Here is a 15,338-nt window from a genome sequence, read left to right as displayed (position 1 = left end):
CTCGTACCTAGGGCACACGGCCGGCTTTGCCCTGACGCTGGCCGGCGTGACGGGCGTGATCGTGTCGATCGGCATCAACGTCGACTCGTACGTCGTGTACTTCGAACGCCTCAAAGACGAGATCCGAGCCGGAAAGACGGTGCGGTCGTCGGTCGACCGGGGATTCGCCCGGGCCTTCCGCACGATCGTGGCCGCCGACCTGGTGTCGCTCATCGGCGCCGTGCTGCTGTACCTCCTGGCGGTCGGACCCGTCCGTGGCTTCGCCTTCATGCTGGGCCTCTCGACGCTCATCGACGTGTTCACCAGCTACTTCTTCACCCGGCCGCTGGTGATCCTGATGGGCCGTAACCGGCTGTTTACCGACGCCCGCTTCATCGGGGTGGCGCGGGGCCTGGCGGCGGCCCCGGCCCTGGAGGCGCCGTGACCGTGACGACGGAGGCGCCCGCCGAGCCCGTCGTACGCCGCCGGAACATCTTCAAGCGGCTGTACTACGGGGAGACCGCGTCCGACTTCGTCGGCCACCGCAGGTGGTGGTTCACCGGCTCGGGACTGATCATCCTCATCGGCGCCGTCTTCCTGGTCGTCAGCGGGCTCAACCTGAGCATCGACTTCCGGGGCGGGACGTCCTGGGAGGTGCCGGCGACCAACGGCTTGACCGTCGCCACGGCGCGCAGCGCCGCCCAGTCGGCCGGGCTCGGATCCGATGCGACCGTCGAGCAGTTCCGCCAGGGGAACAAGACGACGATCGAGGTGCAGGCCTACGTCAAGGGCAACAACGGGGCCACCAACCCGAAGCTGGAGTCGGCGGTGACCGACGCCCTGGCCAAGGCGGCCAAGCAGCCGACGTCGGCGGTCAGCATCAACGACGTCGGGCCGTCGTGGGGGAGCGACATCACCAACAAGGCCATCCTGGCCCTCGTCCTGTTCGTCTTCGCCATCATCATCTACCTCAGTATCCGCTTCGAGCCCAAGATGGCTCTGGCCGCCATCGTGGCCGTGTTCCACGACATCCTGATCACGGTCGGGATCTACGCCGTGTTCCAGTTCGCGGTGAGCCCCGACACGGTCATCGCCTTCCTGACCATCCTCGGGTACTCGCTGTACGACACGGTCGTCGTCTTCGACAAGGTGCAGGAGAACACGCGCGGGCTGGCGTCGACGGGGCGCTACACGTACTCGGACACGGTCAACATCGCCATGAACCAGGTGCTGATGCGCTCGATCAACACCAGCCTGGTCGCCATCATGCCGATCGTGTCGGTCCTGGTGATCGGGGCCTACGTCCTCGGCGCCCGCAGCCTCCAGGACTTCGGGCTGGCCTTGTTCATCGGCCTCCTGTCCGGGGCCTATTCCTCGATCTTCATCGCCTCCCCGCTGCTGGCCATCCTCAAGGAGCGCGAGCCCCGCTACGCCAACATCCGCCAGCGCCTGGCCTCCCGGGGAGCGGTGTCGGCCATCCTCACCCCCCAGGCCGCGGCCCAGTCCGGTGGCGGCCTGCCGGGGGGCACCTCCGCCCGGTCGGGCGGCGACGGCGTCATCACGCCGCGGGGCACGGGGGACGGGCGGGCCCCCGAGGCCCGCCCCGGGGGGCTCCGCCCCGCCGCCAACCGCCCCGGCGCCCGCCGGCCCCCGCCCCGGCCGCGTAAGAAGGGCCGGCGCCGGTAGGTCGGGTCTGGTCCCGGGCCGGGCCTACCCCGGAGGCGGCCCCGACACCCGGTACCTTGGATGCATGACCGTGGACGTCGATCGCATCCGTAGCCTGGTGCGCGATGTCCAGGACTTCCCCCGGCCCGGGGTCGGCTTCAAGGACCTGACCCCGCTCCTGGCAGACGGCCCGGCCTACGCCGCGGTCGTCGACTGGATGGCCGACCAGGCGGCGCCTCTGGCCCCCACCAAGGTCGTCGGGGTCGAGGCCCGCGGCTTCCTCTTCTCGGGGCCGCTGGCCGTCCGCCTCGGGGCCGGGGTAGTGCCGGTCCGCAAGAGCGGCAAGCTCCCCTGGCGCGTGGAGGCCGAGTCCTACGCCCTCGAGTACGGCGAGGGCAGCCTCGAGGTCCACCAGGACGCGGTGGAGCAGGGGGACACGGTCGTGGTGGTCGACGACGTCCTGGCCACGGGCGGCACGGCCCGGGCCACCGCCGTGCTGCTCGAGCGGCTGGGGGCCAAGGTCGGCACGCTCCTGTTCGTGGTCGAGCTCGACGCCCTGGCCGGCCGGTCCCGGCTGGGAGGGTGGGACGCCCGCTCGCTGGTGCGGTTCCCGTGAGGGAGGGTCTGTCGACCGTCGAGCGGGTGCTGCCGTGGCGGCGCAGCCCGGTCCTGGACCCCGACCCGCTGGTCCCCGTCGTCGGCCCGTTCCGTGAGCGCCACCCCAAGGCCGACATCTCCCTGATCCAGAAGGCGTACTCGCTGGCCGACCAGGCCCACGAGGGCCAGAGCCGGCGCAGCGGGGAGCCGTACATCGTCCATCCGCTGGCGGTGGCGGCCATCGTGGCCGAGCTGGGGCTCGACGACCTCACCATCGCCTCGGCGCTGCTGCACGACGCCGTCGAGGACACCGGCATCGGGGTGGAGGAGCTGTCCGAGCAGTTCGGGGCGGTGGTGGCTGCCATCGTCGACGGCGTCACCAAGCTCGACCGCCTCCGCTTCGACTCCAAGGAGGCCCAGCAGGCCGCCACCATGCGCAAGATGCTCGTGGCCATGGCCAAGGACTGGCGGGTCCTGATCATCAAGCTGGCCGACCGGTTGCACAACATGCGGACCATCGCCGCCATGCCGGAGTGGAAGCAGCGGCGCACGGCCCAGGAGACCCTCGACATCTACGCCCCGCTGGCCCACCGCCTCGGGATCCAGGAGATCCGCTGGCAGCTGGAGGACCTGGCCTTCGCCACCCTGCACGCCCGTCGCTACGCCGAGATCGACCAGATGGTGGCCACCCGGGCGCCCGAGCGCGACATCTACCTGGCCCAGGTGCTCGAGGCGGTGCGCGAGCGCCTGGCCGAGCTGCACATCCAGGGTGAGGTCACCGGTCGCCCCAAGCACCTCTGGAGCATCTACGAGAAGATGGTCGTCAAGGGCAAGGAGTTCGACGACATCTACGACCTCGTCGGGATCCGCGTCCTGGTGGACTCGGAGAAGGACTGCTGGGCCGCCCTGGGTTCGATCCATGCCATCTGGAGCCCGGTGCACGGCCGGTTCAAGGACTACATCAATACCCCGAAGTTCAACCTGTACCAGTCGCTGCACACGACCGTGGTGGGCCCCCAGGGCAAGCCCCTGGAGGTGCAGATCCGCACGCGCGAGATGCACCACCGGGCCGAGTTCGGGATCGCCGCCCACTGGGGTTACAAGGAGCGGGCGTCCACCGCCGAGATCGCCTGGCTGCAGCGGATCGTCGACTGGCAGGAGGACACGCCGGACCCGGCCGAGTTCCTCGAGACGCTGAAGCTCGACCTGGAGCAGGACGAGGTCTACGTCTTCACGCCCAAGGGCAAGGTGATCACCCTGCCGGCGGGCGCGACACCGGTCGACTTTGCCTACGCCATCCACACCGAGGTCGGCCACCGCTGCATCGGCGCCAAGGTCAATGGGCGCCTGGTCCCGCTCGACTCGAAGCTCGGCTCCGGGGACACGGTGGAGATATTCACGTCCAAGGTCCCCTCGGCCGGCCCGTCGCGCGACTGGCTCAAGATCGTGGCCACGCCCCGCGCCCGCAACAAGATCCGCCAGTGGTTCAGCCGGGAGCGGCGCGAGGACGCCATCGAGACCGGGCGCGAGGAGCTGTCCAAGGCGATGCGCAAGGAGGGACTGCCGGTCCAGAAGCTGTCCGGGTCCTCGTCGCTGACCCAGCTGGCCGAGGCCCTGCACTACTCGGACATCGACTCGCTGTACGCCGCCATCGGGGACCACCACGTTTCGGCCCGGTCGGTGGCCCAGCGCCTGGCCCGGGAGGTACGGGGCGGGGAGGCGGACGAGCAGCTGCCGACCACGGTGCTGCAGCCCCGTCGCACCGGGCGGCGCCAGTCGGTCGGCGTGTACGTCGAGGGCCTCGACGACATGATGATCCGGCTGTCCCGCTGCTGCACGCCCGTGCCGGGGGACGAGATCATCGGCTTCGTGACCCAGGGCCGAGGTGTATCGGTGCACCGGACCGACTGCGCCAACGCGGCATCGCTGTCGGGCAGCCGGGGGGAGCGGGTCATCGAGGTCGAGTGGGACGCCGACCGTGCCGGGGTGTTCGTGGTCGGCCTCGAGCTCGTGGCCCTCGACCGCTCCCGCCTGCTGGCCGACGTCACCCGGGTGCTGGCCGAGCAGCACGTGAACATCCTGTCGAGCTCGAGCCAGACGGGCGCCGACCGGGTGTCCCGGATGCGCTTCGAGTTCGAGCTGGCCGACGCCGCCCACCTCGACTCGCTGGTCGGGGCGCTCAAGCGCATCGACGGGGTCTACGAGGTGTACCGGGTCCTGCCCGGCAAGCGGGCCTGACCCTTCGGGCCTCGGTCCTCGCCGGGGCCGCCATACGGCGCGGCATTCCGGTCCGCAAAGCCGGAGGGGGCGGCGGGCGGGACCGGTAGCCTCCCAGGGTGGCCGAGGCCCCCCGCTTCCAGGCCCCTACGGGGACCTTCGACGTCCTGCCGCCGGCGTCGGCGCGCTGGCAGGAGCTGCTGGCGCGCTTCTCGGCGGTCGCAGGTGGGGCCGGCTACGGGCTGGTGATCAACCCGCTGTTCGAGGACGTCGGCGTGTTTCTCCGGGGCATCGGCGAGGGCAGCGACGTGGTCACCAAGGAGATGTACGAGCTCGTCGACAAGGGGGACCGGCGTCTGGCGCTCCGTCCGGAGGGGACGGCGTCGGTCGTGCGGGCGTTCGTGCAGCACCGTCCTCCTGTTCCGTTCAAGGCGTGGTACGCCACCCCCGCCTTCCGGTACGAGCGCCCCCAGGCGGGTCGGTACCGCCAGCACCACCAGCTCGGCATCGAGGCGCTGGGGTCGGAGGACCCCGACCTGGACGTGGAGGTGGTGGCGGTCGGCCACGACTTCTATCGGTCCCTGGGGCTGCGGCGGGTGACGGTGAAGGTCAACTCCATGGGGGACCGCGACTGCCTGCCCGGCTACCGGACGGCGCTGGCGGAGTACCTCGAGGCCCGCGCCGGCGAGCTGTGCGACGAGCACCGGGAGAAGTGGCGGGCCAACCCGCTCCGCGTGCTCGACTGCAAGAAGCCGGCGTGCCGGGCCGCCACCGCGGACGCCCCCACCACCGTCGACTTCCTGTGCGAGCCGTGCCGCACGCACTTCGAGCGGGTACGGACGGGGCTGGACGACGTCGGGATCGAGCACGTCCTCGATTTCCGGCTGGTGCGGGGCTTCGACTACTACACCCGCACCACCTTCGAGTTCGTGGCCGAAGCCCTGTCCTCGGCCCAGAACGCGGTAGGGGGCGGCGGCCGCTATGACGGCCTGGTCGAGTCGCTGGGCGGGCCGCCCACGCCCGGTATCGGGTTCGGGATGGGCATCGAGCGGCTCCTGCTGGCGTGCGACGCCGAGGAGGTGCTGCCGGGGCCGGCGGCCCAGGTCGACGTGTTCGTGGTCGACGTGACCGGCGGGGCCCAGGCCCTGGCCCTCACCGCCGAGCTCCGGCGGGCGGGCGTGCGTGCCGACCGGGCCTTCGACGGGCGCTCGATGAAGGCCCAGCTGCGCGCCGCCGACCGCTCGGGGGCGGCGCTGGCCGTGATAGTCGGGGAGGACGAGCTGACGGCGGGGACGGCGGTGGTGAAGGCCATGAGTGGCGGGGAAGGCCAACAGGTGGTGAGCCGCGGCGAGGTGCTCCGTGCCGTCCGGGCCGTGCTCGACGGGCCCGCCCGCATCGACGAGTTCGACGGTGAGGGCACGGCATGACCATGCGCACCCACTACTGCGGAGAGGTCCGGCCCGAGCACGTGGGCCAGTCGATCAGCGTCTGTGGCTGGGTGGCGCGCCGGCGGGAGCACGGTGAGCACCTGGCCTTCGTCGATCTCCGGGACCACACCGGCGTCGTGCAGTGCGTGGTCGACGGGGCCCATGACATCCGTTCCGAGCAGGTGCTGCGCATCCGGGGCACGGTCCGCGAGCGGCCGGACGGAACCACCAACCCCAACCTGGCCACCGGCGCGGTCGAGGTCGGGGACTGCAGCGTGGAGATCCTGTCTCCCGCCGAGCCGCCGCCGTTCCCGGTCGAGGACGAGACCCAGGCCGACGAGGCGGTCCGGCTGCGCTACCGCTACGTCGACATCCGGCGGCCGCGCATGCAGCGCAACCTGCGGTTGCGTGCCGGGGTGGTCAGCGCCGTGCGGCGCTCGATGGAGCGCCAGGGCTTCGCCGAGGTGGAGACACCGCTGCTGTGGACGCCGACGCCGGAAGGGGCACGGGAGTTCACCGTGCCGTCCCGCCTGCAACCCGGCAGCTTCTATGTGCTGCCCCAGAGCCCGCAGATCGCCAAGCAGCTGCTCATGGTCGGGGGCTTCGACCGCTACTACCAGATCGCCCGGTGCATGCGGGACGAGGACCTGCGGGCCGATCGGCAGTTCGAGTTCACCCAGCTGGACCTGGAGGCCTCCTTCGTCGAGCAGGAGGACGTGTTCGGCTTCGTGTCCGATGCGGTGGTCGAGGCCACCGAGACCGTGACAGGAGAGCGACCACCGCCGATCGAGCGGCTCACGTGGGCCGAGGCCATGGACCGCTTCGGCACCGACAAGCCCGACCTGCGCTTCGGGATGGAGCTGGTCGAGCTGAGCAAGGTGTTCGGCGCGTCGGAGTTCCGGGCGTTCCAGGCGCCCTACGTCGGGGCCATCCGGGTCGAGGGGGAGGGCCAGAGCACGCGCAGCCGCCTGGACTCCCTCGTCGAGCGGGCCCAGGCCCTCGGGGCCAAGGGTCTGGTCTGGATGCGCGTGGTCGATGCGGGGGGGAAGGCCGGCGTCGAGTCACCGGTGGCCAAGTTCCTCTCGGAGGAGGAGATCGACGGGCTGGTGGGCGCAACCGGCGCCGCGTCCGGTGACCTGCTGCTGCTGGTGGCCGACGAGCGCCGGGCTGCCCAGCAGGTGCTCGGTCAGCTGCGCAACGACCTCGGGCGCCCACCCGTGGGACAGGGCCCGTACCGCTACCTGTGGGTCATCGAGTTCCCGCTGTTCGAGGGCCTCGGTGCCGAGGGCCGGCCCGTCCCGGCCCACCACCCGTTCACCATGCCCCATCCCGACGACCTCGAGATCCTGGAGTCCGAGCCTCTCGCCGTCCGCTCGCAGTCCTACGACCTGGTGGTCAACGGGTGGGAGCTCGGATCGGGCAGCATCCGGATCCACCGCCGCGACATCCAGCAGCGGATCTTCGGGCTCATCGGCCTGACCGAGGAGGAGGCCGAGGTCCGCTTCGGCTTCCTGCTCGGCGCCTTCCGCTACGGCGCCCCGCCCCACGGCGGCTTCGCCTTCGGCGTGGACCGCCTCGTGGCGGTGCTGGCCGGGGAGGAGAACATCCGCGAGATCATCGCCTTCCCGAAGACCCAGTCCGGCACCGACCTGATGACCGGTGCCCCCAAGCCGGTCGACGAGCGGGTGCTCCGCGAGTTGGGCATCCGGATACCTCCGCCCGCCAAATGAGCCCCGGCTCCCGCCGGGCGGGCCCGTCGGGGGAGGGGCTGTTCGAGGCCGGGGCGGACCAGGCCCTGGCGGAGCGGGGTCCGCTGGCCCACCGGATGCGGCCCCGGACGCTGGACGAGATGGTGGGTCAGGCCCACCTGGTGGGACCGGGCGCACCGCTGCGGGCGCTCATCGAGACCGACCGCCTGTCCTCGGCCATCCTCTGGGGCCCGCCCGGAAGTGGGAAGACCACCCTGGCCCGGCTGGTGGCCGACACGACCGGCCGGGAGTTCGTCCCGCTCTCGGCGGTGTCGGCGGGGGTGGCGGACGTGCGCAAGGTGATCGACGAGGCCCGGCGGCGTCTGGGGGAGCGGGGCCAGGGCACGATCCTGTTCCTCGACGAGGTGCACCGCTTCAACCGGTCCCAGCAGGACGCCCTCCTCCCCTCGGTGGAGTCGGGCCTGGTGACGCTGGTGGGAGCGACGACGGAGAACCCGTCGTTTGCCCTGAACGCCGCCCTGCTCTCGCGCACCACCCTCTACCGGCTCGACCCGCTGGGCCCCGACGACATCGCCACGCTGGTGCGGCGCGCCGTCGACGGCGAGGGGGCGGTCGCCGACGACGACGCCGTGACCCACCTCGTGGCGGTGGCGGACGGAGACGCCCGCTCGGCCCTGACCGTGCTCGAGGCGGCCCTGGCCCTCGCCGCCGTGCGGGAGGGCGGCAGGGGTGGGGATGGAGAGAAGGCGGCTTCGCCCGTCCGGGTGACTCTCACCGACGCCGAGGCCGCCGCCGACCGCCGGGCGCTGCGCTATGGCCCCGACGAGCACTACGACGTGGCATCGGCGCTGATCAAGTCGATCCGGGGATCGGACCCCGACGCCGGTCTCTACTGGATGGTCAGGATGCTCGAGGCCGGCGAGGACCCGCGGTTCGTGGCCCGGCGCCTGGTCATCCTGGCCAGCGAGGACGTGGGGATGGCCGACCCCGTGGGCCTTCTCGTCGCCGACGCGGCCTGGCGCGCCGTGGAGGCGGTCGGGCTGCCCGAGGCGGCCCTCAACCTCGCCCACGCCGTCGTGTACCTGGCCACTGCGCCCAAGTCGAACCGGGTGATGGCGGCGCTGGGCCGGGCCCGGGCCGACGTGGCCGAGCGGCCGGCGGGGCGGGTGCCGGCGCACCTGCGCGACGCCCACTACTGGTCGGCCAAGGGCCTCGGTCACGGAGTCGGCTACGTGTACCCCCACGACGACCTGCGGGGCTGGGTCCCCCAGGAGTACCGACCCCCCGAGGTGGCGACCGGGACGCGCCACGCCCCGGGCTATGCCAAGCCCGACCCGTACTACCTGCCGTCCGACCACGGCCGGGAGGGGGAGGTGTGGCGGCGGCTCCGCGAGCTGTGGGGCGGCGGGGCGGATGAGCCGGGACGGGGGCCCGAGAAGGGCTGATCGGGTAGTTCGCGGTGGTGGGCGCGCCCTAGTCGCGGAGTGGTGGGGACGGTACCCTCGGTCGCAATGTGACCGACGTCACCGGCGGACAAGGCAAATCGATGACCCTCCGCGCCGCGCGGGCCCCGGTGGCCTGGGCCCTCGGCCTGGTCGCGACCTGGGCGGTGCTGGCCCATCTCCTCACCAAGGGCCTGCCGCTCGGCGTGGTCCTGCTCGGGGTCGTGTATGGATCGCTCTACGCCCTGATCGCCATCGGCATCGTCCTCGTCTACCGGGGGAGCCGGATCATCAACTTCGCCCAGGCGGAGTTCGGGGTGCTGGCCGCGGTCGTGGCCATCGAGCTGGCGGTGACGTACCACGTCAACTGGTTCCTGGCCATGGCGGTGGGGATCGTCGGCTCGCTGGTCCTGGGGGCGGTGATCCAGGGCGTGGTCATCAGGCGGTTCCGCAAGAGCTCGCGCCTGATCCTGACCGTGGCCACCATCGGGCTGGCGCAGCTGCTGACCGGCGTGTCGGCCCTGCTGCCGCTCGAGTTCTGCAACCCGGCCAAGAACCCGAGCTGCATCACCGCCGCCGGCACCCAGAGCTTCAACACCCCCCTGCACGTGGCGTTCTCCGTCTATCCGGTGATCTTCAGCGGCAACGACGTGGTGGCCATCGGCGGGGCGGCCGTGCTGATCGCCGGCCTGGCACTGTTCATGCGGTACTCCCGCTACGGGGTGGCCATCCGGGCCTCGGCCGAGAACCGCGATCGGGCCACGCTGCTCGGCGTCCCCGTCCCCCGCCTCGACACCGTGGTGTGGTCGCTGGCCGCCCTTCTCTCGGCCATGGCCGTCCTCCTGCGTGTCCCGGTGCTCGGGTTCACCGGGTTCCAGTCGGTGTCCGGGGGCGGCAACGACATCCTGCTGCGCACCCTGGCGGCGGCGGTCATCGGCCGCATGGACAGTCTCCCGCTGACCGCGGCCGCCGCCGTGGGCATCGGCGTGTACGAGTCCCTGGCCACGTGGACCTTCGCCAACACGGTCTTCGTCGACGCCACCCTGGTCGTGATCGTCATCGTCGCCCTCGTCCTCCAGCGGGACCGCTACGCCCGCGTGTCCGAGTCGGACGGTTCGACGTGGCGGTCGGTGGCCGAGGTCAGGCCGATCCCCCAGGCCCTGCTGGCCCTGCGGGAGGTCCGCGCCGCCCTGTGGGCCGGCCGGGGGGTTCTGCTGGCCGGGGCGCTGATCCTGCCGTTCCTCGTCCCGTCCAACGACACCTACCTGTTTGCCGCCATCCTCATCTACTGCATCGTCGGGCTGTCCCTGCTCGTGCTCACCGGTTGGACCGGCCAGATCTCGCTCGGCCAGTTCGGGCTGGCCGGCATAGGCGGGGCCACGACCGCGGCCCTGTTCGCCCAACACGGGTGGAACTTCGCCGTGGCGTTGGTGGCCGGGGTGGTGGTCGGGGCGCTGGCCGCCCTCGTCATCGGCCTGCCCGCCCTGCGCATCTCCGGCCCGTTCCTGGCCGTCACGACCCTGGCGTTCGGCATCAGCGTGTCGAGCTACCTCCTGTCCCCGCAGTACCTGAGCTGGTTCGTGACCTCCCAGGTGAACCGGCCCACCATCTTCGGGCGGTCGTGGCTGGCCGGGGACCGCGGCATCTACTTCTTCTGCCTGGGGTGCTTCGTGGCCGCCGTGATGGCGGTGCGGTCACTGCGGCGCAGCCGCACCGGCCGGTCGCTGATCGCCACCAGGGACAACGAGGCGGCCGCCCGCGCCGTGGGGCTCAGCACCACCCGGATGAAGCTCACCGCCTTCGTGGTGTCGGGGGGCCTGGCCGGCCTGGCCGGGGCCGTGTTCGTGATCCATCAGAAGGGGGTGAACCAGGGGTCGTTCAGCGCCGACATCAACATCGCCCTGTTCTCGATGGTGGTGATCGGCGGACTGGGCTCGTTGCCCGGCGTGGTCCTGGGGGCGGTCTATGTGTGGAGCACCCAGTACTTCCTGACCGGGGGTTGGGCCTTCATCGCCAGCGGGGGCGGGATCCTGATCCTGCTGATGTTCCTGCCCGAGGGCCTGGGCGGCCTGCTCTACATGCTGCGCGACCGGGCCCTGCGGGTGGTTGCGGCCCGCCACCGCCTCGATGTTCCCGGCCTGGCCCCGCGCCCGGCGGAGGACACCGGCGCCGATCAGGGCGCCGTGACGGTCATCGAAGAGGTGGCGGTCGGCGGGGTGGTCGCGGGGTGAGCACGGTTACGGCGGCGGACGGCGCCGTGCTCCCGAGAGAGGGGCCGGCGCGCCCCCTGGCCCGATTCGATCCCCGCCGGATCACCGCCCCTCACCCCCTGGCGCCCCTGGTGGTCCTGATCGGCCTGGCCTCGATGGTCCAGCTCGACGGCTCCGCCTTCGGGATCCTGGTCCCCGACATCAAGAACACCTACCACCTGAGCCTGACCGGGATCTCGTTCATCACCGCCGTCAGTCTGCCCCTCGGCCTGCTCGTCGACGTGCCCGTCGGCTACTACGCCGACCGGGTGCCGCGCATGCGGCTCACCTGCGCCGGCCTGGCCGTGTTCGTCGTCTTCTCGGTCCTGACCGGAGCGGCGGGCGCCGCCGCCAGCCTGCTCCTCCTGTATGTGGCACGCGGTGGCGTGGCGGTGGGGGCGGCGTTCACCTCTACGCAGAACAGCCTGCTGGCCGACTTCTACCCGATCGAGATCCGGCCCCGGGTGTACTACGCCCAGCGGGCGGCGGTGGCGCTGGCCCTGGCGCTGGGCCCGGCCCTCGTGGCCGTCTTCGAGCTGTACTACTCGTGGGAAGTCCCGTTCCTGGTCCTGGCCGCACCGACGCTGATCTTCATCGTCCTCGGGCTGCGGATCAGAGAGCCCACCCGCGGCCTGCACGAGCGCCGCTACCTCGGTGCGGACGAGGCGACCGCCCACCTCGAGGACGAGCCGCCGACGTTCTCGGAGACGTTCCGGGTCCTGTTCGCCAACCGGTCCAGCCGGCGCATCTACTACTCACTGCCTTTCCTCACCGCCGCCGCCATCGGCATCACTCAGTTCACCAGCCTCTTCTACCAGCAGATCCTCCACCAGGACGCCTCCCGGCGGGGACTGATCGTGTCGCTGACCGAGCCCGGGGAGTTCATCGGCCTGGCGGTCGGGCTCCTGGTGGTGCAGCGCCTCATGAGCAAGGACCCGGGCCGGACCCTCCGCCTGATCGCCCTCACCGGAATCGGATCGGCCGCGTGCCTGTGCGTCTTCGCCCTGGCGCCGAGCCTGGCGTGGGCGTTCGGGGCGCACTTCATGTACACAGTGATCTCCTCGGCGCTGACCCCCGGGATCTTCGCGGTGATATCGCTCGCAGTTCCGCCGCGCATGCGCACCCTCGGTTTCGCCACCAGCTCACTGTGGTTCATCCTCGGGGTTCCGATCATCCCCATCGTCGGGGCGGTTGGAGACCGCTTCGGGATCCGGGCCGGCCTGCTGATCTTCGTTCCCGTGTACGTCCTCGGCGCCGTCCTGCTGTCCACCGCCGGCGGCTTCCTCAACGGGGACATCGAGAAGGTCCGGGTCTCGACGTTGGCGCGTGCCGAGGTGCGCAAGGCCCGGATGGAGGGCCGGGCCCGTCTCCTGATGATCCGGGCCCTCGACTCCGGTTACGACGCCGTCCAGGTCCTCTTCGGCGTCAACCTCGACGTGGCGGACGGGGAGATGCTGGCCGTGCTGGGTACCAACGGAGCGGGCAAGAGCACCCTGCTCCGCACCATCTCGGGACTGCTCGTGCCGACTGCCGGTGCCGTGCTGTTCGACGGCCGGGACATCACCAGCGCCGATCCCAACCGGATCGCCGAGGGCGGGATCATGCAGGTCCCGGGGGGACGGGGCATATTCCCCGGCCTGACCGTGGCCGAGAGCCTGCGGGTGGCGGGGTGGATGTACGAGAGCGAGCCGGAGTACCTGGCGGCGGCAACCGAGGAGGTGCTGGGCTACTTCCCCATCCTGCGCCGGCGGTGGGACACGACGGCGGGGAACCTCTCGGGCGGAGAGCAGCAGATGCTCAGCCTGGCCCAGGCCTTCGTCGCCCGGCCCCGGTTGCTCCTGATCGACGAGCTCTCCCTGGGCCTGGCCCCGACCGTGGTCGAATCCCTGCTGGGCATCGTGCGGGCCATCCACGCCCAAGGGACCACGGTCGTGCTGGTGGAGCAGTCGGTGGCCCTGGCTCTGCGGTTGTGCGACCGGGCGGTGTTCATGGAGAAGGGCCAGATCGTCTTCTCGGGGCCCACGGCCGAGTTGCTCGAGCGCGACGATCTGGTGCGCGCCGTCCTTCTCGAGGGAGCCGGTGGGCGGGGGGCCGGAGCCGGGGAGGGCAACGGCTCGGGCCCGGCCCGAGCGGGTAGGTCCCCGTTGGGAACATCCACCGGATCCCGCTTTCCGACGGCGGCAGTGGCGTCGCCTCCGGCCGGGAATGCGTCCTCGGCGGACGGACCGCAGGTGGTGCTCGGCGCACGCGGCCTGCGCAAGAGCTTCGGCGGGGTCACCGCCGTCGACGACTTCGACTTCGACCTGTACCAGGGCGAGACGCTGGGCCTGATCGGACCCAACGGGGCGGGCAAGACCACGGCGTTCGAGCTGGTCTCGGGCCACCTCCGGGCTGACCGGGGACAGGTCGACCTGTTCGGCCGCGACGTCAGCGACTGGCCGGCGCACCGCCGGGCTCAGGCCGGGCTCGGGCGGTCGTTCCAGGCCGCCCGGCTGTGGCCCGGGCTCACCGTGCGCGAGACGGTGGCGGTGGCGGTCTCCAACCGGATCCGCACTCCGGGGGCGCTGCTGTCACTGTCGTGCCTGCCGGTGGTGGGTCGGGCCGAACGCAAGGTGGCCGTCGCCGTCGACGAGACCCTCGAGCTCCTCGGGCTGACCGGCACCCGCGACCTGCTGATCGGTGACCTGTCCACGGGCACGCGGCGCCTGGTCGAGCTGGCGGTGATGGTCGCCATGGCCCCCCGTGTCATCCTCCTCGACGAACCTTCGGCCGGGATCGCCCAGGCGGAGTCGGAGGCTCTGGTGCCGATCCTGCTGGACACGCGGGACCACCTCGGCGCCACCATGATGGTGATCGAGCACGACATGGGCGTGATGCGCGGCGTCGCCGACCGCATCGTGGCCATGGATGCCGGACGGGTAGTGGCGGTCGGGACCCCCGACGAGGTGATGCACGACCCCAGGGTGGTCGAGTCGTATCTGGGCGCCGTCCCTGCGGGCTGACCGGCGGGTGCCCAGTCCTATTGGCGGCCGCATGGCGGCGGCGGTGCTCTGTCTGCTGACCACGGCGGGCGTCCTGGCCGGGTGCTCGGCGCGCAAGCAGTACGGCGTGGCCACCCACACCGACCCGGTGACCGGCACGTGCGATCGGTCCCGCAACGTCGAGGTGGGCGCGGCTCTCGACCTGTCCGGGCCGGGCGCCACCCTCAACCGGGAGTACCTGACCGGGATCCGCACGGCCATCGCCCAGTACGACCACACCGGGGGCATCCTCAAGAACCACAGCTGCCTGGAGCTGCTGTACAAGGACGACCGGGGCAGCGCCCCGGTGGGGGACCGCGCCGTCCTCGACCTGGCCGACGACGAGGTGGTGGCCTTCCTCGTCGCTCCGTCGGACTCCACCACCATCCGGTACAGCGGCGCCGATCTCGGCCTGGCCGGCGTGCCCACGACCACCGCCTCCTCGCTCGACGACGTTCGCGCCCCGAGCGGCTACCCGATGACCTTCCCAGTGGCTCCTTCGGCCGCCAGCCAGGCCGACGTCATGGTGGCCTACTCGCGGAAGCACCACTGGTCGTCGGTCGCGGTGGCGGCCACCGACGACCCGGCCGGCCGCCAGGGCCTCGCCGACCTGCGCGCCCGGGCCGGCCGGGCCGGCCTGCACGTCACCGCCGGCCTCGTGGTCGACCGGGCCCATCCGGTGTCGGCGGTCCTGGCGCGGCTGCGCGCCACCACGCCGGCCGGGCTGATCGTGGTGGGGGACTCGCTGGCCGTGGGGCCGATCCTGGCCGCCCGGGCGGCTCTGGGCTGGTCGGTCCCGACCGTGGCCCCGGCGGTGGCGGGCGACGGAGCGGTCGTCGGCGAGCTGGGCGGAACGGGGACGGCGGGCGTGTCGGCCGTGGTCCCGAGCGCGGTCGTGACCCCGGCCGGCGGGGCGCCGGTGGACCCGTCGATGGTGGCCTTCCTGGCCCAGCTCCGGGCCCGGCTGCCCGGCAGCGACATCACCGGATCGATCGTCGCCTACGCCGAGGGCTACGACAGCGTGGCGATGCTG

The 15,338-nt window shown here is 71.8% G+C and carries 10 protein-coding genes; all 10 read left to right on the top strand.

The window, feature by feature from the left end; all coding sequences use genetic code 11:
- Window positions 1-424: MMPL family transporter (locus VFW24_02720; GenBank protein ID HEX5265661.1), on the top strand; the 424-nt coding region annotated here is incomplete at its 5' end.
- A gap of 2 nt (window positions 425-426) precedes the next feature.
- Entirely contained in the window at window positions 427-1,665 is a 1,239-nt protein-coding gene (gene secF / locus VFW24_02715; protein HEX5265660.1) for a protein translocase subunit SecF, read from the top strand.
- Window positions 1,666-1,729: 64 nt separating this feature from the next.
- Window positions 1,730-2,260, top strand: a complete 531-nt coding sequence (locus VFW24_02710) for an adenine phosphoribosyltransferase (protein ID HEX5265659.1) — start codon at window positions 1,730-1,732, stop codon at window positions 2,258-2,260.
- A complete protein-coding gene (locus tag VFW24_02705; GenBank protein ID HEX5265658.1) occupies window positions 2,257-4,479 on the top strand; it encodes a bifunctional (p)ppGpp synthetase/guanosine-3',5'-bis(diphosphate) 3'-pyrophosphohydrolase in 2,223 nt (740 codons plus the stop codon). Before VFW24_02710 ends, VFW24_02705 begins: the two co-directional genes overlap by 4 nt.
- Before the next feature lie 98 nt (window positions 4,480-4,577).
- Entirely contained in the window at window positions 4,578-5,885 is a 1,308-nt protein-coding gene (gene hisS, locus VFW24_02700; protein HEX5265657.1) for a histidine--tRNA ligase, read from the top strand.
- Window positions 5,882-7,615, top strand: a complete 1,734-nt coding sequence (gene aspS / locus VFW24_02695; protein HEX5265656.1) for an aspartate--tRNA ligase — start codon at window positions 5,882-5,884, stop codon at window positions 7,613-7,615. The genes hisS and aspS overlap by 4 nt, the downstream gene beginning before the upstream one ends.
- A complete protein-coding gene (locus VFW24_02690) occupies window positions 7,612-9,039 on the top strand; it encodes a replication-associated recombination protein A (protein HEX5265655.1) in 1,428 nt (475 codons plus the stop codon). Before aspS ends, VFW24_02690 begins: the two co-directional genes overlap by 4 nt.
- 68 nt (window positions 9,040-9,107) lie before the next feature.
- Window positions 9,108-11,267 carry an ABC transporter permease gene (locus VFW24_02685; protein HEX5265654.1) on the top strand — a complete coding sequence of 720 codons (2,160 nt, stop codon included), beginning with the start codon at window positions 9,108-9,110 and terminating at the stop codon, window positions 11,265-11,267.
- Complete coding sequence (locus tag VFW24_02680; GenBank protein HEX5265653.1) at window positions 11,264-14,287, top strand: MFS transporter; 3,024 nt, start codon at window positions 11,264-11,266, stop codon at window positions 14,285-14,287. The genes VFW24_02685 and VFW24_02680 overlap by 4 nt, the downstream gene beginning before the upstream one ends.
- A gap of 31 nt (window positions 14,288-14,318) precedes the next feature.
- On the top strand, window positions 14,319-15,338 hold a 1,020-nt coding region (locus VFW24_02675), incomplete at its 3' end, for an ABC transporter substrate-binding protein (protein HEX5265652.1).

This window comes from Acidimicrobiales bacterium (assembly GCA_036273495.1).
GTDB lineage: Bacteria > Actinomycetota > Acidimicrobiia > Acidimicrobiales > JAJPHE01 > DASSEU01.
Note: the sequence above shows the minus strand (reverse complement) of the source record. Positions and strands in the feature narration are given on the sequence as shown.

What these genes read in the sequence shown, in the direction of transcription:
- VFW24_02710 (HEX5265659.1), top strand. Translation starts at nt 1,730, where the DNA reads ATGACCGTGGACGTCGATCGCATCCGTAGCCTGGTGCGCGATGTCCAG.
- aspS (HEX5265656.1), top strand. Translation starts at nt 5,882, where the DNA reads ATGACCATGCGCACCCACTACTGCGGAGAGGTCCGGCCCGAGCACGTG.
- VFW24_02690 (HEX5265655.1), top strand. Translation starts at nt 7,612, where the DNA reads ATGAGCCCCGGCTCCCGCCGGGCGGGCCCGTCGGGGGAGGGGCTGTTC.